Below are 22,427 nucleotides of genomic sequence, written 5' to 3' on the forward strand. Positions count from 1 at the left end.
GGTCTCGCCGTTGCGTTCGTCTTCGAGCCGGCCGCAACAAGCTGCGCTGCGGTGAATCGCGCTCGGACGCTTCGCCCTCAAGCCTTTGCCCACGCTGCCGATAACAAACGCATGGTGGCGTCAGCGACGCAAGTGGATGATTATCGGTGCCGGACGACGGCGCGGCAGGATAGGAGTATGTCGGGGTTGCCCAACACATCGCGGGAGATTACGGAAGGCGCAACGATCGGCGTGGCTATCGTGGGCCGCGATGCGCGCGGCGGTCTGATCGTCAGGACCTGCAACGACGCGTTCATGCGCATGACGGACGCCTCGCGAGCGGACACGCCCGCGCTTCCCCTCGCGGTCGATGCCATGATGCCGGCCGAGGCGCATCCGATGCTCATCGAAAAGTTGAAGGCGTGCTTCGACGGCCAGACGCACACGCATCGATTCATCGACGGCGCGCGTTCGTGGCGTCTCGCGCTCGAACCGCTCAAGGGGCCGGGCGCGCTTGAAGCCGTGCACGAAGTCATGATTTCGTGCATCGACGATACGTCGAAGAGGCCGCTCCCGCGCGAAGTCGAATTCGACGCGTCGCGCTTTCGCGCGGTCGTGGACTCGGCGTACGACGCGATCGTGAGCATCGACGAGCGGCACGAGATCACGCTGTTCAATCGGGCCGCCGAGAATCTGTTCGGCTATACATCGGCAGAAGCGCTCGGGAGGCGCATCGAGATGTTGCTGCCGGAGCGCGCGCGTGCGCATCACGCGGACAACGTGCGGCAGTTCGCGAATTCGCCGATGACGAACCTGCGCGCGATGACCGCGCCGCGCATGGACGAAAGCAACAGCGTTTTCGGGCGGCATCGCGACGGCACCATCATTCCGGTGGAAATCGCCATCTCCAAGATCGACGTGGGCGGCGTGGTCGAGTTCACCGCGGTCATTCGCGACATCACCGAGCGCGCGCGGCTCATGGAACTGCTGAAGCAACAGGCCGTCACCGATGCGCTCACCGGTCTGCCGAACCGACGCGAGTTCATCGACTTCGTCGAAAAGCTGCTCGCGACCGACGAGATCCTGTCCGTCTTCATTCTCGACATCGATTTCTTCAAGGCGATCAACGATAACTACGGCCACGATATCGGCGATGAAGTGCTGCGCGTGCTCGCGAATGTCGGAAAGTCGATCCCGCTCGAATCCATGCTGTTCGCGCGCTGGGGCGGCGAGGAGTTCGTCGCGGCGCTGCCGGGCGCGGACGCGAGTGCCGCGCCGCGGATCGCGGACGCCTTGCGCCAGCGTCTGGAGCGGCAGGATGTCGAGCATGTCTGGCGCGTCAAGGCGATTCCTTTCACCGTGAGCATCGGCGTGGTGACACGCGAGCCCGGCGAGCGCGACGTGGATGCGCTCATGCGCCGCGCGGACCGGGCGTTGTATCACGCGAAGGCGGCGGGGCGTAACCGTGTCGAGGTCAGATGAACGCGGGCAGAAGCCCGGCCTGCACGAAGCGCGGGACCGCGCTCAATCCGTGAACAGCGCCTTGCGGATGATCGCGTGCACGCCCCAGTTGCCATCGACGACTTGCGTGACGCCGAAGTCCACCGCCACCGACATCAGCGAGATGGCTTCGTCTTCGGTGAGTCCCTTGGTGGACATCAGAAACCGCCGCGTCTTGATGAAGGCATCGCGCATGGCCTGATCCAGCGTGGACTTCTGATAGACCTCGCTTTGCGCGCTGGTGCCGAACTCGGCCAGATAGTCGGGATGGCTGAAGCCGTGCAGCACCCATTCATCGGCGGTTTCGACGAGCGGATACGTGAGGTCCGCGAACGACTGCGAGGCAAGCGTGTGCTTCTTGTGCAGGATCAGTTCGAAGTCGCCGGTGAGCGAGCATTCGATGGCCGTGCCGCACAACTCGGAATCGCCTTGCGACGCGTGCGGGTCGCCGATCGACAAGAGCGCCCCGGCCACGCCGACCGGCAGAAACACGCTCGCACCCGGACCGACGCGCCAGTTGTCGAGATTGCCGCCGAAGGCCGAAGGCGGAATCGAATCGATCAGACCGTTCTGCTGCGGCGCCACGCCGATCACGCCGAAGTGCGGTCGCACGGGAATGGTCACGTTCTTCAGCACGTCGTGATTCTCGACGACGCTCGCGTGATCCACCGGCAAGCCCGGATAATCGATGATCGGATGCAGCACGCCGAAAGGATCGCGCTGCGGCGTCCAGCGGTAGTTGTAGACGGCGCGCGCATAGGCGCTGTCGTCGCGCGCTTCGTCCGTGTGGATCTCGTAGATGGTCACGACTTCGCGCGGCTTCGGTTCGGTGAGCAGCTCGCGATAATGAAAGCCCCACCACGCCGCGACGTTGCTGCCGAACGCGCGGCCGTGGAACTTCGGGTTCCTGCAGCGGCGCGGATGAATATCGACGATGCGCACTTCCAGGACATCGCCCGGTTCCGCGCCTGTCACCGCAATCGGCCCGGTGCAGATATGCACGCCGAAGCCTTCGCCCGCGCCGCGTCCATAGATGGAGGCGTTCATCGGGCCCGCGCCGCGACGGTCCACGTTCTTGCGTTCGGCTGTCCAGTGGAACACGCTCTCCGCGCCGGAATCGCCCGCGATCATGCGGTCCCAGTCATCCGACGCATGCTGCGTGAGCGCTTCGACCGTCACCGTATCGCCGCTCGTGACTTCGAGCACGGGCTTGAGATCGTGGCTGAAATAGCCCCAGTGCACCGTGTTCGCCGTTGCGCGCAGCAAATGATGCCGCGGCCTGCCGCCCGTCCGCGCGGGCCGCGCTTGCACGGCATCGCTTTCGTCGCGCACGGCGACGAGCGTGTCGCCCGTCTCTTCACTGCGCGCCTGCGCGATCAGACTCGCGGCGTTCACCGGCAGCCCGCGCGATAGCGAATGCACGAGATGGCGCGCGAGTTCCAGGTTCGCTTCGTGCCGGAACGTGCGCGGCGATGCGCCATAACGCTCGCGGAATACGCGGCTGAAGTGCGCCGGATCGTTGAAGCCCCAGCGAAAGCAGATGTCGGATATGGAGACTTTCTCCGAGAGCGGATCGGCCAGTTCCGCGCGGCAGCGTTCGAGGCGGCGCGAGCGCACATACGTCGAGAAACTCTGTCCGGCGAGTTCGAACAGCTTCTGCACGTAACGCGGCGACACGCGTTCGTCTTTGGCGAGCGAGGCCACGCTCAGGGTCGAATCGGCGAGATGCGTTTCGATGAAGCGGCACAGTCGCGCGAACAACGCCGACTGCGGCGGCGTCAGCCCGTTGAACGAACCTTTGCGTTCCTGTCCGGCGAGACAGGCCACGAGCATTTCGGCGAGCGCGAGTTCGGTGGGACGCAACTCCTCCGCGCTCAGCGTTTCGAGGCTTTCCACGACCGAACGCAGAAAGCCCGAGAAGATGTGGCCGATGCCCGTCGCGCCCGGCAACAAGGCCACGCGCAGCGAGAGCGGCGAAATGAGACGCGCGTTGATGGCGCTCCTGGGCGCCCGCACGATGAACGCGCGAAAGCGTCCCGCGAAAACCAGCGACGCGCTCTGGCCCGGCGCGGCATAGACGATGTCATGCGGGCTCACGCGCTCGCGCAGACCATCGGCGACGAGCGTGGCGTCGCCATCGATCAGCAGCGCGAGCATGAGACTGTCCGCGTGATCCGCGCTCATCTGCAGCGTCTGCGCGGCCGAGGCGATGGTCGTGAACTCGATCCCGCCCGCCGATACGCGCGATGTCAGTGTGCCGTGCAAACCGCGTTCGCCGCCTTCGATCTTGCCGCGCCATCCGAGACGTGCGAGCGCCGCGTTCCATTCATGCCGGCGCTCGAACTCGGGATACGACTCGGTGGTGAAGCGCGACAGGTTCAACGAAAACTCCACGATAGGCGAAGCAGCAAGCGCTTTTCAAAAGCAACCTTCGCGCCATCGCGATGCTTACGGCGGCGGGTGCATCGCGTATCGAAGACAGTGCATACATGCGCCATCGCGGCGCACGTCTGCACTTGCGCGCATCACCCGACGCGCGGCCTCATGCGTTCTTGGACGAGCGTGCACGCCAATACCAGCAGTTGTGCGCAGCCAGTCAAGTTCGCGGGATTTCGGTCGCCTACGCTCTGGGCATCGCAAGTCAATCGTCATCAGCCGTCAGGAGCGTATCGATGCAAAGGAATCTCATGGGCCGTTTATCTCGCGCAGGACTTGGCGCGCTGTGCGCGGTGTTGTTCGCCTTCGCGGGACAGGCGCACGCCGCCGCGCCCGCCGAATGCAGCGCGTTGCAGGCGAAGTACCCGCAGTTCAAGGGCAAGACACTCACCAATGCGATCAATCCGCATACGCCGGGCTATGAAGCGCTCGACCCGAACGATCCGAGCAAGTACATCGGCTTCGATATCGATCTGGGCGAGTTGATCGCGCAATGCCTCGGCTTCACGATGGCCTACAAGCCCGTGACCTTCGCCGCGCTGCTCACGACCTTGCAGAGCGGTCAGGCCGATATCGTCATCTCCGATATCTACGCGACCGAGGAGCGCGCCAAGGCCGCCGACTTCATCACGTACTCGAAGGTGTTCGACGGCGTACTCGTTGCCAAGGGCAATCCGAAGAAGATCACCGGCATCAACACGTCGATGTGCGGCACGACCGCCGCCGAAAACACGGGCTATGTGGAAGTGCCGCTGATTCAGGCACTGGCGCCGCAATGCAAGGCGGCCGGCAAGCCCGAAGCCACCGTGCAGCTCTACGACAACAACGCCAACTGCATCCAGGCCATTCTCGCGGGCCGCGCGGATACGTACATCAACGACGTGAACACGGTCGACCAGGCGGTGAAGGCGTATCCGGACAAGCTGGAGAAAGCGACCGCCGTGACCTTGCCGTACTTCGTGGGCATCGGCGTGCCGAAGGACAAACCCGATTTCCGCGATGCCGTGATGGCCGCGCTCGTCGCCATTCAGAAGAGCGGCGCGCAGTCCGAACTGCTGAAGAAGTGGGGCCTCGGCGTCGAGAATCTCGCGACGCCGCAACTCGTCGTTGCCAAGTAAGCGCGGAAGCATCGGCATATGGACCTGTTCCTTCACTATCTCGGCCTGCCTTATCTGCTCGACGGCATCCGCTTCACGATCACCGTCACCTTGCTCGGACTCGCGGGCGGGCTCGTGCTGGGACTCGTCCTTGCCGCCATGCAACTGAGCCGAATCGGACCGCTCGCGGCCATCGCGCGCGGCTATACGGTGATTTTTCGCGGCACGCCGCTGATTCTGCAACTCGTGTTCGCCTACGACGCCCTGCCGCATATCGGCATCAAGCTGAGCGCCATCGGCGCGGCGGGCCTCGCGCTCGCCGCGAACGAAGCGCCGTTCATCGCGGAGATATTCCGCTCGGGCGTGCTCGGCGTGGATCGCGGACAGACGCTCGCGGGGCAGGCGCTCGGCATGACGCCTTCCGTGCTGATGCGCCGGATCATCGCGCCGCAGGCCCTTCGCTCGATGATTCCCGCGCTCGGAAACGAAACCGTCAGCGCGTTGAAGAACTCTTCGCTGGCTTCGGTCATCTCGGTGGGCGAGCTGACCTTGCGCAGCACGCAGCTTGCTTCGTCGACGTTCGACTTCTTTTCGATCTTCTTTGCGTCGGGTCTCTTGTATTTGTGTCTGACGGGCGCGATCGCCGCCATTCAGCTGATGATCGAACGCGCGCTCGATCTGGACCGCGCCAGCTCGCGCGGCGGCTTCTGGGGACGACGCCGGAGCACGCCCGTATCGACGAAGCCCGCAGGCCCGACCGATCTGCCGCCGGTCTTCGTCCCGGCTCGCGTGACACCCGGCGACCGCGCACGCCGCTACGACGCGCTGTCTCGCAACGGCACCGCCGTGCAGATCAATGGCGTACACAAGCGCTACGGCGAGCAGCCGGTGCTCAATGGCTTCGATCTCGACATCCGCTCGGGCGAAGTCGTCGCGTTGCTCGGACCGAGCGGCTCGGGCAAGAGCACGCTGCTTCGCTGCATCAATCATCTGGAACAGTGGGAACAAGGCGAGATACGCGTGGGCGGACGGCGCCTGGGCTTTCGCGATGACGGGCGGCGCATGAATCCGCGCGAGCTTGCGAAGGAGCGCGCGAGTCTCGGCGTCGCCATGGTGTTCCAGCAGTTCAATCTTTTCGGCCATCTGACGGCGCGCGAGAACATTGCATTGCCGCTCGTCTGGGTGCACGGCGCGACGCTCGCCGATGCCAACCGACGCGCGGATGCCCTGCTCGAACGCGTGGGCCTCGCGCATCGCGCCGATGCGTTGCCGCGTCATCTGTCGGGCGGCCAGCAACAACGCGTGGCGATTGCGCGTGCGCTCGCGCCGAATCCGCGCGTGCTGCTGCTCGACGAGCCGACTTCCGCGCTCGATCCGGAACTCGTGGGGGAAGTGCTCGAAGTGATCCGCCGCCTCGCGCTCGACGATGGCCTGACGATGATCATTTCGACGCATCAGTTGCGCTTCGCCGATGAAGTGGCCGACCGCGTCGTGTTCCTGAGCGGCGGCAGCGTCGTGGAGGACGGACCCGCGCATCAGGTCTTGACGCGGCCGCATCATCCGTTGACGGCGCGCTTTCTCAACGTGATGGGCGCGGGCAGCACGCTCGAAACCGTGCACTGAATCGCATCGATAACACAGCCACTCGCCGAGGACGAATCAATGAAGCATTACACGCTGCCCGTTTCATCATCCACCGTGCATTGGGGATACTTCAGCAAACGGGTAGAACCGCGCCTCACGCTCAAGTCGGGCGACCGCGCCACCATCGAAACGCTGACGCATCACGCGAACGACGACCACGAGCGCATGATCGCGGGCGATCCGGGCGCGCAGAGCGTGTTCGAATGGACGCGCGAGCACAAGGCCGTTTCGCGGCGCGGCGCGGGTCCGACCGAAGGACCGTTCCGCCTCGGCGCTGGCGAAGGCGTGGGCGTGCATCTGCTCACCGGTCCGGTGGCGATCGAAGGCGCCGAACCCGGGGACGTGCTCGAAGTTCGCATCCTCGACGTCAGGCCGCGGCCGAGTTGCAGCGCGTGTCATGCGGGCAAGTGCTTCGGCTCGAACGTGGCCGCGTCGTGGGGCTTTCAGTATCACGATCTGATCGAGGAGCCGAAGCCGCGCGAAGTGGTGACCATCTTCGAACTCGATACTTCCGGCGAGCCGTATGCGCGCGCGGTCTACAACTATGTGTGGACGCCGCAGACCGACCCGGATGGCATCGTGCACGCGACGATCGATTATCCCGGCGTGCAGGTGGATCACCGGCTCGTGACGAAGCGCGAAAACATCTTGCCGGATATCCGCGTGCCGGCGCGACTGCATTTCGGCACCATGGGCGTCGCGCCCGCCGAAGCGGACTATGTCAGTTCGATTCCGCCGAGCTACACAGGCGGCAACATCGACGACTGGCGCATCGGCCGGGGCGCGACCATGTATTACCCGGTGGCGGTCGAAGGCGCGCTTTTCTCGGTGGGCGACCCGCATGCCGCGCAGGGCGACAGCGAACTGGGCGGCACCGCTATCGAAACATCGTTGACGGGGGACTTCGAATTCATCCTGCACAAGAAAGCGGATCTCGAAGGCACGCTCCTCGAAGGGCTCACGCATCCGCTGCTCGAAACGGATCAGCAATGGTCGGTGTACGGCTTCACGTTCCCCAACTATCTGGCCGAACTCGGGACGAACGCGCAAGTGGAAGTGGCGCAGCATGCGAGCCTCGACAAAGCCATGCGCGATGCCTTTCGCAAGCTGCGCCGCTTGCTGATGACGGTGCACGGTTTGAGCGAAGACGAAGCCATTGCGCTGATGTCGGTAGCGGCGGACTTCGGCGTGACGCAGGTGGTCGACGCGAATTGGGGCGTACACGGTTCGATCCGCAAGGAAGTGTTCAAGAACTACAAGAAGCGTTGATCGACGCGAATCAAGACCTCGATCCATAGCCTGTCAATCCGCGCGCACGCGCGCGTCGCTTGCCTGACTGAGGCGAGCGGCCTGTCCATCCATCCATCACGTTCACGAAACCCTCGCCAAGGGAATGCCGGGTCGCGTCCGTTCGTATCGGCGGGCGAGAAGAGGGCATCGCCTGCACTTCGGCGATGCGCGTCGCGCACCAATGTGTTTCGTCGCCTTACGTGCGTTTTTGTCCGTCCGTGTCGCTTCGGAACAGAACGGACATGCGCTCATGCACGCCGCGCCAAGTATCGCCCGATGGCGGCCAAGCGCGGGAAATCGGAACGGAAGCCGCTAAAGGGTAGGCGTTCCTAATCGACGCACGCGAAGGATAACCCTCATGCGACCCGCCAAAGTGCCTGCCACTGTCATTACCGGTTTCCTTGGAGCCGGCAAGACCACGCTCGTGAATCACCTGCTCGAATCCACGCGGCCGATGCAGATCGGCATCGTCGTGAACGAATTCGGCGAAGTCGGTATCGACGGCCAGTTGATCGTCGCCGATGAACGCGCCGTGATCGAGATCAACAACGGCTGCGTCTGCTGCACGGTCCGCACCGATCTCGTCGCCAGCGTGCGCGACATGTTGATGCGCTTCGGCGATCGCCTCGCGCGTCTCATCATCGAAACGTCGGGCCTCGCCGATCCCGCGCCGGTGCTGCAGACCTTTCTCGCCGATCCCGACGTGCGCGAGCGCGTGGAACTGGAATCGGTCGTCGCCGTGGTCGATGCAATGCACGCGCAATCCCAGCTACATGACGACATCGCGCGGGAGCAAGTGGTGTTCGCGGACCGCATCGTCATCAACAAGACCGATCTCGTTTCGACCGATGCCGTCGATGCGCTCGTCGCCGGGATTCGCCGGCTCAATCCCACTGCACGCATCGAGTACGCGCAGCGTTCGAGGATCGACGCCCATGCGCTTTTCGGCAGGCGGAGCTTTTCGGTCGACAACCTGCTCGCCATCGAGCCGAATCTGCTCGACGAAGACGGCCACGATCACGAACACGACGACAGCATTGCATCGTGCGCGATCGTGGTGCCCGGCGGCATCGATGCGACGCGTTTCAACCGCTGGATCAATCAGCTCGTGCAAACGCAAGGCACACAACTTCTGCGCATGAAAGGCGTGCTCAACATGCACGACGAACCGCGACGCCTGCATTTCCATAGCGTGCATATGTTGCTCGACACCACGTTCGGCCGTGCGTGGATGCGCGACGAAACACGAGAGAGCCGTTTCGTGATGATCGGCCGCAACATCGACGCCGCGCGAATGCGCGACGGCCTTCTGAGTTGCATGAACTGAAGCCTTCATTCATTTCTTCTTCAAGGAGCTACGCATGAAAAAGCCAGAGGCATACACGGTGAGCATCGGCGTATTGGCGGTCGTCGATACATGGCTCACCGGCACGATCTTTCCGGTTCCGGTTTGGGTGACGTTCATCGCGTGGGCGTCGTTCTTCGTGCTCGGCGGCGGGCGCGCGGGCTTCGTCAAGAGCGTGGCGTCGAATCTCACGGGACTCGTCATCGCTTCGCTTACCTTGCTCTGCATTGCGACGACGAGCGGCGGCGCGATCGCGGTGGCCGTGCTGGTTGGCATCGGCAGCGCGGCGATGGTTCAGGCGTCGAAGATCAAATTGCTCGATGTGTTGCCCGCGATCGTCTGGGGCTTCGCCTCGACGGTCGGCACGATGGTCGCAACGGGCAAGGCGATCACCACGGCCGGCATCGGCAATCCTGCGCTGGTCGCGGCCGCCGCGCTCGTTACCGGCGCAGTGTTCGGCTTCGTCTCGGAAGTGGTCGGCGAAGCCCTGCAATTCAGACGCGAGCATCGGCTCGGATAAGACCGTTTCCATTCAAGCGGAGCACAACATGAAGCTGCAACATCATCTCGGCGGCATCGAAAATTTGGGGCCGGTCAGCACTGAAAAGCGCGTATTCGTCGAGCCGTGGGAGAAGCGCATCTTCGGCATTCATACGGTGATGATGGCGGAGAGCGCGCATCTGTCGGACACGCCGCATCGCTATCCGGTCGATACGCTGCCCACCGCCTTCAAGAGCAACTGGACCTGGGCCTCGCTGCGCACCGGCGCCGAAGACATGCAGCCGTTCGAGTACTTCAAGTATCGCTACTACGAGAAATGGCTCGGCGGCATTGCGCAGTTTTTCGTCGATCAGGGGTATGTGTCGGCGGAGGAACTCGCTGAGAAAACCGCCCACTACAGCGCGCACCCGGACGCGCCTTTACCCGATCGCCCCAATGCCGAACTCGCGGCGCAGATCGACGCCTATCTGCAGCACGGCGACTCGGGCTATCACGCGCTCGACGGCGCGGCGCGCTTGCGAGCGGGCGATGCCGTGCGTATCGCCGATCCCGAAGCGGTGGACCACACGCGCTTGCCGGGGTATTTGCGCAACAAGACCGGCGTGGTGGATCTCGTCTATCCCGGCGCGTTCTCCTATTTCGTCTCGACGGGCGTGGACGGTATCGGCGCGCCGATGCCTGTGTATCGCGTTGCCTTCGACGCCGCGTCGATCTGGGGCGCCGGCAAAAGCGAGCCGAACACGACCATTTACGCCGACCTGTACGAAGCCTACGTGCAGGCCGCCGAATGAACTCGAACATAAGCCAACCCCGAGCGAACCCATGAGCCAACTCTTCGAATTTTCCGGCGACCGCGAAGCATCGAGCGCCGCCAAAGTGCGTGCGCTGGAAGCCTTGCTGATCGAAAAAGGCGTGATTGCCACCGAGTCCGTCGATGTCGTGCTCAAGCACTTCGAGACGATGGCCGGCCCGTTCAACGGCGCGAAGATCGTCGCGCGCGCATGGGTCGATCCGGACTACGCGAGACGTCTCGTCGAAGACACGCCGAAGGCGATCGCCGAACTCTCGCTTCCGCTCGGCATGGCGGGCGCGGAAGGCGAGCATATGGCGGCGGTCGCAAACGACGCGAACGTGCATAACCTCATCATCTGCACGCTGTGTTCGTGTTATCCGTGGCCGGTGCTCGGCCTGCCGCCGTATTGGTACAAGGACCCTGTATTTCGCGCGCGCGGCGTGCGCGAACCGCGCGCCGTCCTGCAGGAATTCGGCGTACAGGTGCCCGCCACGAAGGAGGTGAAGGTGTGGGACAGCAGCGCGCAGATTCGCTGGTTCGTGGTGCCCGAGCGCCCCGCGAACACGGAGCATCTGAGTGAGGAAGAACTCGCCGCGCTCGTTACGCCCGAGTCGATGATGGGCGTTGCACTCGTCGAAGCGCCCGCAGCCTGAGGAGCGTGCCATGTTCACGCGTTTCGAAGAATACGCTGCCGCGTCGATGCTCGGCGCACCAGATTCTCCGCCGCGTCTCGACGGCAAACTGCTGTTCACCAATCGCTGGGAGCGCGATGTGTTCGGCCTCGCGCTCTCGCTATCGAAGGCGGGATGTTTCGAGTGGGAGGACTTTCGCCAGAGCCTGATCGCGTCCATCGCGAAGTGGGAAGCGATCGAATGCGCGAATCAGCCGCGCTGGGACTACTACGAACGTTTTCTCGAAGCGCTGCTGAACGTGGTCGAGACGAGCGGCGTGCTGTCGCGCCGGGAGATCGAAGCGATCGTCGCGGCGCGCAGCCGTTAACATTTTTCCGACTCTTTTGGAGGTACTTCATGAATCAAGCTGTCCTGCATTCCACTGACACGTTCGAACCGATTCCACTGCGCGAACTGCTGCCGTGGACGATCTTCGGCGGATTGCTGATGCTGCTGGCGCTGTATTTCGTCGGCGCGGAGCAGGGTGCTACCGCGGTCTTTCAGGGCACCGCCATTCACGAGTTCGTGCATGACGGACGCCATCTGTTGGGCTTCCCCTGCCACTGACGAGGAGACGACGATGGTCGGCAAACTGTTGATGCGCGGCATGCTCACGGGCCTCATCGCGGGACTGCTGGCCTTCTGCTTCGCGCGGGTGGCGGGCGAGCCGCAAGTCGAACGCGCGATCGCTTTCGAGGCCCATGAAGCGCACGAGCACGCTCACGCCGGCGATGCGCCCGAGCCTGAAATCGTCAGTCGTGAAACGCAAGCGGGCGTGGGCTTGCTGACGGGCGTACTCGCGTACGGCGCTGCATTCGGTGGGCTCTTCGCGTTGTGCTTCGCCTATGCGTGGGGACGCGCGGGAAGCATGGGCGCGCGGCCGCTTGCAGCATGGCTTGCGCTCGCGGCTTTCGCCGCCCTGGTGGTGCTGCCGGCGCTGAAATATCCGGCGAATCCGCCTTCGGTGGGCGCGGCGGAAACCATCGGCGTGCGCACCGCGCTTTATTTTTTATGCATGGGGATTTCCGTCGCCATTACACTGCTGTCGATAGCTTTGCGCCAAGCCCTGTCGCGCAAATGGGGTGATGCGAACGCGACGCTCGCCGGTCTGCTGGCTTTCGCGATCATGGCCGCCGCGATGCTCGCGCTGTTGCCGGCTATCGACGAAGTGCCCGCCGAGTTTCCCGCCACGTTGCTGTGGCAATTCCGGGTGGCGTCGATCGGCATGCAGGCGATCATCTGGACGGTCATCGGCGCTGCGTTCGGCGTGGCGGCGGAGCGCATGGCGTTGCCCGGCGCTGCGCGCGTGCGTCGAGGCATGCCCATGAGCAAGTCTGTTCTCAGAGGATCCGGATATCCGCGATGAAACGCATCAAGGTCGGAATGCTCGTCTTTCCTGGATTTCAGCTGCTCGACATCGCCGGGCCGAAGGATGCGTTCGCCGAAGTCAAGGTGCTGAGTTCAGGCGAGTGCGAGTACGAAATGATGATGGTCGGCACGACGCGGGGCACGGTGCAATCGTCGAGCGGCCTGACTACCGTGCCGGATCGTACGATCTTCGATCCGTGCCCGGAGTTCGACACCATCATCGTGCCGGGCGGGCTCGGCATCTTCGACGCCTTCGACGATCCGGCGCTGAGCAACTGGCTGCGCGCGCAGCATCGGCAGTGCCGCCGCGTGTCCGCTATCTGCAACGGGTTGTTCGCCCTCGGCTCGGCGGGGCTGCTCGACAACAAACTGGTGACGACTCACTGGATGGACGTGCCCCGGCTCGCCAGCACTTTTCCGAAGGCGCGCATCGAGCCGGATCATATCTTCGTTCGCGACGGCAGCATCTACACGACGGCCGGTGTCACGGCGGGCATCGACCTCTCGCTCGCGATGATCGAAGACGACTTCGGCCGGCAAATGGCGCTCGATGTCGCCAAGTATCTGATCGTCTATCTGCGGCGCTCGGGCGGGCAGTCGCAGTTCAGCCCGCTGCTGGAAACGCAGGCTTCGCCGGGTTCGCAGACTATCGAAGTCCAGCAATTCATGCTGGATAACCTGCATGTGGATCATACGGTCGCGTCGCTCGCGGAACGCGTGCATATGAGCGCGCGCAATCTCTCGCGCATCTTCGCCAAGGATTGCGGCATCACGCCGATGACTTACCTCGCCAATGCGCGCATCGATGCCGCGCGGCGCTACCTGGAAGCCACGGACTTGCCGCTGAGAGTCATCGCACACCGATGCGGCTTCGAGGACACCGACAAATTCCGCCGCACCTTCCTGCGCCGTCTGCAGATCAGTCCGGTCGATTACCGCAACCGGTTCAGATCGATGAACAAGCAAGAGTCGCTCAGTGCGGTCTGAAGAGACTCGCCACGCGGGGATGATGCGCTGAGCGTGACTTTTCCGGCACTAAACGCGTGCATGGCCATGCACTTCTTCGGGGCTAAAGCGGCGCACTAAGACTTTAATTAAAGGTTAATTTTGGCGAGCCGTAAGAGGCGTAATAGATAGGTGGGCGAACACGATCGCCGGCGGCCATTCGCTGCCCTGTGAACGCCCGCCTGCATGACTCTTCTTGCACGTTTCCAAACGTCTCGCCCATGAAACGGAATCCTTTCTTCAAGCTGCTCGCGCGTTTGCGCGTGGGGCACAAGTTGCTGCTCATCTACCTGCTCGATCTCAGCGCGGTGATCTACATCAGCGGGATTCTGATTCACGAAAAGTATCTGGCGATCGATTTTTCGAACAAGGAGATTGTCGGCAACGCGTATGTTCACGAGGTCGAACATGGCATCACGTCCATCGCGATGGCGGGCGCGGGCAAACCGCCGACGGCGGCGCAGCTCGATGCCGAGATCGACAGGCTCGTTCGTGCCGAGCAGCAATACGGCGCGCAAATGGGAAGCGCGGAGCCGAGCAACGCGCTGCGGACCGCTCTGCAGACGATGGCGCACGAACGCGAGGTCGGGATCGCGTCGACGGACCAGGCGCTGACGGCCTCCCGCGATCTGATAACGCGCATCGGTAATCAGTCGAACCTGATTCTCGACCCGGATCTCGACAGCTACTACGCGATGTCGCTCTCGATCTTGCGCTATCCCGCGCTGCTGACCGCGGTGAACAGCATCGGCCGCCATCTGCACGACGGCGCTCACGCGCGCTCGCGAGAGGAAGTGCGTTCGCGTTATCTGGTCCTCGAAGGGCAACTCGACGGGGTCATGCAAGGTTTGCGGTCGGACTACGCCGAGGCGGGGGCGGCCAATCGTCAATTCGAGCGCACACTCAGCCCGTCGTTCGATCGAATGCGCATTGCCGTCGAGGCATTCAGGCATGCGGCGCGCGTGGTGGTGGACGACAACGTGGCGCCGGATGCAGCTGTGCTGATGATCGTCGACAGCGCGCAGCAAGCGCTCGTTCAAAGCGTAGACGGCCTCTGGCGCGATACCGGCGAGCAGCTAGACGGCCTGCTGCATGCACGCGTGCAAGCCCTGTTTTCGCGCATGTGGCTGCATTTGGGCACGGCGCTTTTCCTGCTCTGCGCCATCCTGACACTGGTTTATTGCGTCGCGCAGCAGATTTCGTCGCCGCTACGCAAACTCGCGCGCGTGATGGATGTGGTGCGCCGCACCGGCGATCACACGAAGCGCGCCGACTGGGACAGTCAGGACGAGATCGGCCAACTCGTGCGCGGCTTCAACGAAATGCTTGCGCAACTGGATCGCGAACGCGTCGTGCAGAAGGAATTGGCGGCGACCGCCCGCGCGTCGGCCGCGCAATCAGCGCTCGTGGAAGCCACGCCCGTGCCGATGGTCGTCACCGCCATTCCCGGCCACGAGGTATTGCACGCCAATGCGCCTGGACTCTTCTGGCTCAATGGGAGCAGCACCGACCCGTGGGCTCAGGGTCTCGACTCCGCGACCCGCGCGCGCTTCTTTCAGCAACTTTCCGACCGCGAAGCCATCGACGAATTCGAAGTTCACTGGAAAGCGACCTCGCAGCCGAGCTGGGCGATGCTGTCGGCGCGCCGTCTCGACTTCCAGGGACGCGACGCCATTCTCACCGCCTTCACGCCGATCAATCAGATCAAGCTCATGGAGCAGCGGCTGGAACTGTGGGGCAAGGTGTTCGAGGCATCGTCCGAGGCGATCGTCATCCTGAACGCCGAGGCGCGTCTGCTCACTGCGAATCCTTCGTTCTTTCGCGCAACCGGTTATCGGATGGACGACGTGGCGGGCAAGCCGCCGGCCTTCATCGACACGCAGGCGCAGGAAGACGAAAACGGTCCGCTGGGTAACCTCTTGCAACGCGTCGGGCGCAGCAGCACCTGGCACGGCGAAGCGCAAATAAGCCGCCGCGAGGGCGGTGATTATCCGGCGTGGCTCATGATCAGCGCGGTACACGACAAGCGCGGCACCGTATCGCATTACATCTGCACGCTGATCGACATCACGGACCGCAAGAAGAGCGAAGCGCGCATTCAGTTTCTCGCGCAGCATGACGTGCTCACCGAACTGCCCAACCGTGCACTCTTTGCCGCGAAACTCGGCGTTGCCATCGCAGCAGCGCAGCGAACGCGGCAGCGCGTCGCGGTGCTGTTCATCGATCTGGACCGCTTCAAGAACATCAACGATTCGCTCGGACATCACATCGGTGATGGCCTGTTGCGGTCCGTGTCGCGACGCCTGCTCAATGCGGTCGGCACCCACGACACCGTGAGCCGCCTGGGCGGAGACGAGTTCACGGTGCTGCTCAACGGAGTCGGTCACGCGAGCGAAGTGGCGCGCAGCATCGAACAGCGGCTGCTCCCGCTGCTTCGCGAAGCGCATGAAGTGAGCGGGCTGACACTGCAGGTTGCGAGCAGCATCGGCGTCGCACTATACCCGGATGATGGCGAAGACATCGATACGTTGATGCAGAACGCCGACGCCGCGATGTATCAGGCCAAGTCTGCCGGACGAAATCAGGTCAAGTTTTTCTCGGCCGACATGGCCGAACAGGCGAGGCATCGGCTCACGCTGGAAACGTGTTTGCGCACGGCTATCGAGTTCGGCGAGTTGCGGCTCGAGTGGCAGCCGTGCCTCGAAGCGCGGTCCGGTGCGCTCGCGAGCGTCGAAGGACTGCTGCGCTGGAAAAGCGCGGTACTGGGTGAAATCGGTCCGGCTGTGTTTATCCCGGTGGCGGAGGACACGCGCCTCATCGTTTCCATTGGCGCGTGGGTGATCGAGGAAGCGTGCCGGCAGCTTGCCGCCTGGCGCGACGAAGAGGGCCTCGAAATACGCGCGTCCGTCAACATTTCGGCGCTCCAGCTACGCGAGCCGGAGCTCGTTGCGGCGCTTGGCACGAGTCTGCTCGCGCATGGCGTGCCGCCGCATTGCCTGGAACTCGAAATCACCGAGACGGTTCTCATGGATGGCGCCGAACACTACGCGCAAGCCATTCACGCCATTCGCGGGCTAGGCGTCAAGCTCTCGCTCGACGACTTCGGCACCGGCTACTCGAGTCTCAGCTATCTGAACCGGTTTCCGCTCGACCGTCTGAAGATCGACCGCGCGTTCGTGCGAGACATGCTCGACGCATCTGCCGATCTTGCCATCGTCAAGGCGATCGTCGATCTCGGGCATGAGCTTGGTTTGCGCGTGGTGGCCGAAGGGGTGGAAACCGGCCATCAAGCGCAGGTATTGCGCAAGATCGGCTGCGATGAGTTGCAGGGTTTCCTGTTCGCACCGGCGATCCCAGCCGAGGAATTGGTGCTGTGGAACAGGGCGCGGCAGGACGAGGCGCTCGATGCTTCGCCGGCTTGAGGCGAAGCATCGAGGCCGGCGCCCGTACAGCCGTCGAACTCTGCTGGAATGACGAGCGGGATTGAGCAAACGGCCGAATTTGGCCGATCCCGCTCGAGGCAGCGCGCCCCCTTTATTTGCCTAATTTCTCAGCCTCGCTCGGCTCCTCTCTGGGGTTGTAGCGCGGCGTGGGCTGTGGCAGCAGAAAGAAGGCGATGGACAGCAGTGCAATGGCCACGCCGATGCGGCACGCCGCGATCGCGACGGGAACTGCAGCGATCTGAACCAGCGTCGCAGCGCCGTAGCGGCGCGTCATCTGCTGGAGGAAATCCGGCGCGAGCCGTTCGTCCATCAGCCGGCGGCCTGGCATTGCATAGAACCACTTCGCCATCCAGGTGCAGGCGGTCAGGGCAAGACCGGCAACGAGGGTTACTGATGCGACGGGCTCGAAGCCCGTGCCGAGGTGAAAGCACCACACGCGGATCGGATAAGGAATGACGACGATCGCCAGCAGGAACAGGAGGTTGATTACGCCGAACCAGTGATCGCTCTTTGCATAAATGCGACCCGAATAATGGTGTTGCAGCCAGTAGGCTCCGATCACGACATAGCAGAGAACGAGCGCGAGATATTCGCGCCACTGCTCCGCCATGGCGCTTGCCAGGTCGCTGTAGTCATGCGTGCCCTCCGGGGATCCGGGAACCTTGATCTCGACGATCAGCAGGGTCAGCGCGATCGCGAACACCGCGTCGCTGAATCCCTCGAAGCGGTCGAGTCCGCGCTCGGCACCATGCGTTTCCGTGTCGGCAGATTTACGCCTGTTACGTAGCATCATCTGAGTCCTTTCGCGCTCGGCAAGATCAGAGTCACCGGCCGAAAAACGGCAACGCCTTTCCTTTGCGTGCCGCCTTCATTGGCAGCCGACGAAGCACGGCCCGGACGACTCGCGCGTTCGCAAGGCTGACTCGAGCGCCGAACCCGTCTGACGCGGCCCCGCTACGACGGCGTCGCGGCGGAAAGACTCGAAGCATTCGGTGTGCCGCCCACGCGTTCGCAAGCGGGGGTTGGGCATCACGATACCGGCCGAGCAGACGAAGTTTGGCTTGAAAGGGGTCAAGTCGACCTTTGAACACGTCCGACGGGGGAACGCTCGCGTACCGCGGCAGCGTGTCCGCAGCGCGTCCCGCGGTCGGCCAGACGAAAACCGGATGTCCGCCGCGATCCTCGACTCAAGTGCTTGCGGTTAGTGCCGTTAGCAGGGAGGACGCCGCGAATTGCCGCGACCACAACCATGCACACGGAATCTGCAATGAAAGTTTCTACTCGGCTGACACTGTTAGCCGTCACAGCGCTTATCGCTTTGCTCGCAGTCGGAGGATACAGCGTCTATAGCGAGCGACGCGCAATGCTCGATGCGAAACAGGCGGAGATAGTCAACCTGTTGAAAATGGCCGAGCACCTCGCTGAGTATTATCACAATCAGGAAGTTGCCGGTGCGATGACTACGGAGCAAGCGCAGTCCGCAACGAAGACCGCTTTGAACAGGATGAATCATTCCGATCAGAGTTACTTCTGGGCCCGCCTTCCGGATGGGACCTCGCTCGTTCATCGCAAACAGGAGAACATCGGCAAAATCCTGCTGGGCAAGGCGCCGGACGGACGGCCAGACACAGAGTTCTATCGCGAGATGCTCGCCAAGGAGCACATCCCCGTGGTGATGGTGGTCACCGCCCACCCATCGACCGGCGTCATGACAGGCAAGATGAACGGCATTGTCGAGTTCAAGCCTTGGGGCTGGTGGATCGGCACCGGATTCTTCACCGACGATATCAGCGCCACCATCCTGCATACGACGCTTCAGACTGCCGGCTTGATAGGCGTAGCGCTCTTGGTCATTGCTGCGTTGGCGTGGAAAATCATACGCAGCGTCACCGGAGCCCTCGGCGGAGAACCGGAGTTTGCCGCGCGCGTTGTTCGGGAGATTGCAGGCGGAGACCTCGGTTCGCCAACGCCCTTGAAGGACGGTGATGACCGCAGCCTTCTCGCGGCAGTCGAAAGCATGCGCCGTGGTCTGCAAGACATGGTTATCACGATCCGCACAAGTTCGGAATCCGTATCATCGGGCGCTGTTCAGATTGCGGCTGGCAATACCGACCTCTCGAGTCGCACAGAGCAGCAAGCGGCATCGCTGCAAGAAACCGCCGCGAGCATGGAGGAACTGACGGCGACGGTTAAGCAAAACTCGGAGAACGCCCAGCAAGCGAGCGGACTGGCGGACAACGCGAATGCGGTCGCCAACGAGGGAAGCGCCATCATCGGTCAGGTGATTCAGACGATGAATGGCATCGAGCAGAGCTCCGAAAAGATCGCCGAAATCATCGGGATTATCGAAGGCATCGCATTCCAGACCAACATCCTGGCGCTCAACGCTGCAGTCGAAGCAGCACGCGCCGGCGAGCAGGGCCGCGGCTTTGCCGTCGTTGCGAGCGAAGTGCGTAACCTTGCGCAGCGGTCATCGACGGCCGCCAGGGAGATCAAGGATCTCATCGAAACGTCAGGCGGAAGAGTCCAAGAAGGGACCGTACTCGTCGCACAGGCAGGCGAGACGATGAAGCGTGTGGGCACGGCGATCCAGCGAGTCACCGACATCATGGGCGAGATCGCGTCCGCATCCAACGAGCAAAGCCGTGGCATCGAGCAAGTGAATCAAGCTATCTCGCAGATGGACGAGGTGACGCAGCAGAACGCCGCGCTCGTTGAAGAGGCAGCGGCCGCGGCAGGTTCGATGGAGGATCAGGCGAAGCAACTGACCGCCGCCGTAGGCGTGTTTCGCACCGGTCAGACGCTCGCCGTCAAGCCAATCAGTCATCGCGCTCCTCAGACGCCGCGACCCGCACTCGCCGAAAAGAGCGGGACGACGCCGCGCGTGCCGAAGCCTTCGAGCGGACAGAAGCCGGTTGCAGTCGCGGCGGCGGCTGACGGCGACTGGTCGACGTTCTGAGCGTGGCGGGCGGCCGATGCCTTGGCCTGAGTCGGCGGCGAAGGCTTGCGTCGAATTCGACGCGTTGTCTCGATCGGACGTCCTTGGGCTCGCTCAACACCGTCGTCTCGAAAGGCGTTGTAGTGAATCAATAGTGCGAAGCATCTTGCAGGGGCGATAGCCAATCCTTGCGAGCGCTTCTTTAAATGAAGGAGAAGGAAAGGGTGGTAAATGCTCACACGCGTTTGTTGGTGGTCGATGACATGGCCACCATGCGCAATCTGATCCGGAAAATGCTGAGAGCGATCGGTTATACGACCATCGACGAAGCAGAGGATGGAGTGTCAGCGCTCGAAAAGTTGCGCACGCAACAGTTCGATCTCGTCATAACTGATTGGAACATGCCCAATATGGACGGGCTGACTCTCCTGCAGGAGATCCGCAAGTCCGATCTGGCCGAACTGCCGGTATTGATGGTGACCGCCGAAAAGCGGCGCGAGAACGTGCTCGCCGCGATCAACGCCGGTGCGAGCGGCTATATCGTGAAGCCGTTTTCAGAAGCCGCGCTCGCAGACAAGCTGGCTCAAATTGCGCCGCCTTTAGCCAGCGCCGCGCCGACAGGTAAGGACACATCGGGTTTCGGCGCGATCTTCGAGAGAACCCTATGATGGCGCGAGCGCTCTGCTTGGTCGCTCGCAAGCGACACAAGAGGACTTTTTCGGCTTCTGCGAGAAGCGCTCGAGCGTAGTTTCTACATAACCGGGGGCGAAGACGGCAGGGCGCTGAGCATGGAGCGCGACCGGTGGCCGGACGCTGACTCGCGTTTAATCGACTACGCGATGCGTCTGGCTGGCCGTCGCTGCAGATTCCGCCTCGGTGCGCGCGTGAGGGCCGTGCCGATGCTGCGGATGTCGCGCTGAACCTGCATCGCGTGCGCCGACCCGAGCAGGTGCGCTCGCCGTTTGCATTCGACGATGGACCATGACCAGCCTCCGTGAGCCGGCCGTCAACGTTGTCCTTCATTCGCGCCAGTGGACGGCACGCCGGCCGGACTTGGAGGATCGCGTAATTCAGCGTCTTCGTTAGCGCGGTGGGGCGGGTTCTTGGGCTGTGCCGGACCGAGATCGGTGAGCCCGTCGAAATCGATCGGATTCTGAGGCGGCTTGCTGTTTTCCGTTCGTGCGGCGCACATGATCGGCTCCATCGTTGTCTTGATTCTCAAGAACAGCAAACGGTGTTCCGGCCGTTTGGGCATTCTTCGTGCTGCAGTCGATGTTGCGCGCCTCGAGGCGCTCACATTCACGTACCGATTGGAGCCGATCATGACCATTCCGCAGAACGAACCCGGCACTGACGTTGTCGATACCGACAAGACGAAGCAACCCGACACGAAGCCCGCTGAACCGAAACAGGATTTGCCTTTGACGGAGGCTGATGACGGCAACACTCGGACGCCGCCGAATCCATCGTGACCGGCAAGGGACCGGCCATTAGCAAGCGCCCGAAACGCCCTTTGCACGTCATTCCCGCACCAGGCGCGCTTCTCGATCAGCACCCAAAAACTCGATGCGGAAATCGTGATGGATGACCGCCCAATCGATCCGTTCGAGGTCGCATGACGCGATCGGCGCGGAGGCGCTACTGCGCATCACGCGTCTTCAAAACTCTCGCCGCGCTCGGCGATCAGCTTGCCCAGTTCGCGCGTCGATAAGACGCGTCGCATGGGATTGGTCGAGCCCGACTCATCATCCGCAAGATTCTCGATGATCGTGAGCAGCACCTTGCGCGCTGTCTTGATTTCGCGGTCAGTCAAACCCGTCACGCTGATCTCGTTAACTTCCTCGGCAAGCGGAACGAGCTGGTCTTTCAACGCGCGCCCTTCTGCGGTGAGGAACACATGCGTGTTCTTCTTGTTGTCCGGCCGCTGCTGACGCTCGACGAGTCCCAGCTTCTCCATCGCAGTGACGGCGGCGAAGGTCGTCGGCGCCATCACGCCGGCCTGTTCGCTCAATTCGCGCTGCGTCAGGCCGTCTTTCTCCCACAGAATGCGCAGGAAAGTCCAGTGCCCGAACGACACCGAGTGCTCGGCGAGCCGCATCTGCAATGCGCGCACCATCGAGCGCGTGGCGTCCTTTACAAGGTGCGCGAGGCGATCGTTGGGCACCGATTCGTGCCAATGGCGCAGCATCTCCGCGGTCTCGCGGGGCGCGCCCTCCACAGCCTTCTTTCGTGTCATGGCGGTTCGTTCCCGAATGCAGTTGGTCTTCCCGACATCATAGCCGCGCAGCCGTCGCGCCCGCATCCGTTGCAAAGCGCGCAGAACTCCGTGCAAACCCGAACTTGTCCGCGCGCGCCGGTCTCCTTACCATAATGATTAGATATCGAATAAAAATAAGGTATGTCCGGGTCGCGGGAGG

General features: G+C 62.9%; 19 protein-coding genes. 16 read left to right on the plus strand and 3 right to left on the minus strand.

Annotated elements, in window-relative coordinates:
• The first annotated feature begins 177 nt into the window (after positions 1 to 177).
• The gene (locus tag NCT05_RS35060; protein ID WP_250504491.1) at positions 178 to 1,461 is read left to right on the plus strand and encodes a sensor domain-containing diguanylate cyclase; all 1,284 of its coding nucleotides are present in this window, start codon (positions 178 to 180) and stop codon (positions 1,459 to 1,461) included.
• Positions 1,462 to 1,503: 42 nt separating this feature from the next.
• On the opposite strand, the gene NCT05_RS35065 is transcribed toward NCT05_RS35060, so the two are convergent.
• A complete protein-coding gene (locus tag NCT05_RS35065) occupies positions 1,504 to 3,861 on the minus strand; it encodes an acetamidase/formamidase family protein (protein WP_250504492.1) in 2,358 nt (785 codons plus the stop codon).
• A gap of 290 nt (positions 3,862 to 4,151) precedes the next feature.
• Between NCT05_RS35065 and NCT05_RS35070 the strand changes: the two genes are divergently transcribed.
• From NCT05_RS35070 to NCT05_RS35125, 12 genes are all read left to right on the plus strand, one after another.
• Complete coding sequence (locus tag NCT05_RS35070) at positions 4,152 to 5,033, plus strand: ABC transporter substrate-binding protein (RefSeq protein ID WP_250504493.1); 882 nt, start codon at positions 4,152 to 4,154, stop codon at positions 5,031 to 5,033.
• An 18-nt stretch (positions 5,034 to 5,051) separates the two neighbouring features.
• A complete protein-coding gene (locus NCT05_RS35075) occupies positions 5,052 to 6,635 on the plus strand; it encodes an amino acid ABC transporter permease/ATP-binding protein (protein WP_175982136.1) in 1,584 nt (527 codons plus the stop codon).
• 39 nt (positions 6,636 to 6,674) lie between these two features.
• Positions 6,675 to 7,925, plus strand: a complete 1,251-nt coding sequence (locus tag NCT05_RS35080) for an acetamidase/formamidase family protein (RefSeq protein WP_008345615.1) — start codon at positions 6,675 to 6,677, stop codon at positions 7,923 to 7,925.
• Between the two features lie 379 nt (positions 7,926 to 8,304).
• Positions 8,305 to 9,273: a CobW family GTP-binding protein gene (locus NCT05_RS35085; RefSeq protein ID WP_250504495.1), complete on the plus strand. Its 969-nt coding sequence runs from the start codon at positions 8,305 to 8,307 to the stop codon at positions 9,271 to 9,273.
• Between the two features lie 34 nt (positions 9,274 to 9,307).
• Positions 9,308 to 9,811, plus strand: coding sequence for a DUF1097 domain-containing protein (locus NCT05_RS35090; RefSeq protein ID WP_008345611.1), 504 nt, complete (start codon positions 9,308 to 9,310; stop codon positions 9,809 to 9,811).
• A gap of 28 nt (positions 9,812 to 9,839) precedes the next feature.
• Positions 9,840 to 10,583, plus strand: coding sequence for a nitrile hydratase subunit beta (gene nthB, locus NCT05_RS35095; RefSeq protein WP_250504496.1), 744 nt, complete (start codon positions 9,840 to 9,842; stop codon positions 10,581 to 10,583).
• 31 nt (positions 10,584 to 10,614) lie between these two features.
• Positions 10,615 to 11,238, plus strand: coding sequence for a nitrile hydratase subunit alpha (gene nthA / locus NCT05_RS35100; RefSeq protein ID WP_250504497.1), 624 nt, complete (start codon positions 10,615 to 10,617; stop codon positions 11,236 to 11,238).
• A 10-nt stretch (positions 11,239 to 11,248) separates the two neighbouring features.
• Positions 11,249 to 11,584 (plus strand): nitrile hydratase accessory protein, encoded by a 336-nt coding sequence (locus tag NCT05_RS35105; protein WP_061119069.1) that lies wholly within the window; start codon positions 11,249 to 11,251, stop codon positions 11,582 to 11,584.
• A 29-nt stretch (positions 11,585 to 11,613) separates the two neighbouring features.
• Complete coding sequence (locus NCT05_RS35110; protein ID WP_008345603.1) at positions 11,614 to 11,823, plus strand: CbtB domain-containing protein; 210 nt, start codon at positions 11,614 to 11,616, stop codon at positions 11,821 to 11,823.
• Positions 11,824 to 11,836: 13 nt separating this feature from the next.
• Positions 11,837 to 12,622 (plus strand): CbtA family protein, encoded by a 786-nt coding sequence (locus tag NCT05_RS35115; RefSeq protein ID WP_250504499.1) that lies wholly within the window; start codon positions 11,837 to 11,839, stop codon positions 12,620 to 12,622.
• Positions 12,619 to 13,611 (plus strand): GlxA family transcriptional regulator, encoded by a 993-nt coding sequence (locus NCT05_RS35120; RefSeq protein WP_008345598.1) that lies wholly within the window; start codon positions 12,619 to 12,621, stop codon positions 13,609 to 13,611. Before NCT05_RS35115 ends, NCT05_RS35120 begins: the two co-directional genes overlap by 4 nt.
• Before the next feature lie 239 nt (positions 13,612 to 13,850).
• Positions 13,851 to 17,051, plus strand: coding sequence for a bifunctional diguanylate cyclase/phosphodiesterase (locus tag NCT05_RS35125; RefSeq protein WP_008345596.1), 3,201 nt, complete (start codon positions 13,851 to 13,853; stop codon positions 17,049 to 17,051).
• A 112-nt stretch (positions 17,052 to 17,163) separates the two neighbouring features.
• Here the strand turns inward: NCT05_RS35125 and NCT05_RS35130 are convergent, their stop codons facing one another.
• Positions 17,164 to 17,865 (minus strand): TMEM175 family protein, encoded by a 702-nt coding sequence (locus tag NCT05_RS35130; protein WP_008345595.1) that lies wholly within the window; start codon positions 17,863 to 17,865, stop codon positions 17,164 to 17,166.
• A gap of 474 nt (positions 17,866 to 18,339) precedes the next feature.
• Between NCT05_RS35130 and NCT05_RS35135 the strand changes: the two genes are divergently transcribed.
• The 3 genes from NCT05_RS35135 (at position 18,340) to NCT05_RS35145 (ending at position 21,482) form a co-directional block, all read left to right on the plus strand.
• Positions 18,340 to 20,031 (plus strand): methyl-accepting chemotaxis protein, encoded by a 1,692-nt coding sequence (locus NCT05_RS35135; protein ID WP_250504501.1) that lies wholly within the window; start codon positions 18,340 to 18,342, stop codon positions 20,029 to 20,031.
• 203 nt (positions 20,032 to 20,234) lie between these two features.
• A complete protein-coding gene (locus tag NCT05_RS35140) occupies positions 20,235 to 20,678 on the plus strand; it encodes a response regulator (protein ID WP_144403563.1) in 444 nt (147 codons plus the stop codon).
• A gap of 522 nt (positions 20,679 to 21,200) precedes the next feature.
• Positions 21,201 to 21,482, plus strand: coding sequence for a hypothetical protein (locus tag NCT05_RS35145; protein WP_250504503.1), 282 nt, complete (start codon positions 21,201 to 21,203; stop codon positions 21,480 to 21,482).
• Positions 21,483 to 21,658: 176 nt separating this feature from the next.
• Here the strand turns inward: NCT05_RS35145 and NCT05_RS35150 are convergent, their stop codons facing one another.
• Positions 21,659 to 22,246, minus strand: a complete 588-nt coding sequence (locus NCT05_RS35150) for a MarR family winged helix-turn-helix transcriptional regulator (protein WP_033535651.1) — start codon at positions 22,244 to 22,246, stop codon at positions 21,659 to 21,661.
• Positions 22,247 to 22,427: the final 181 nt, after the last annotated feature.

Origin of the sequence: Caballeronia sp. AZ7_KS35 (assembly GCF_023631045.1) — a bacterium.
GTDB classification, from domain to species: domain Bacteria; phylum Pseudomonadota; class Gammaproteobacteria; order Burkholderiales; family Burkholderiaceae; genus Caballeronia; species Caballeronia zhejiangensis.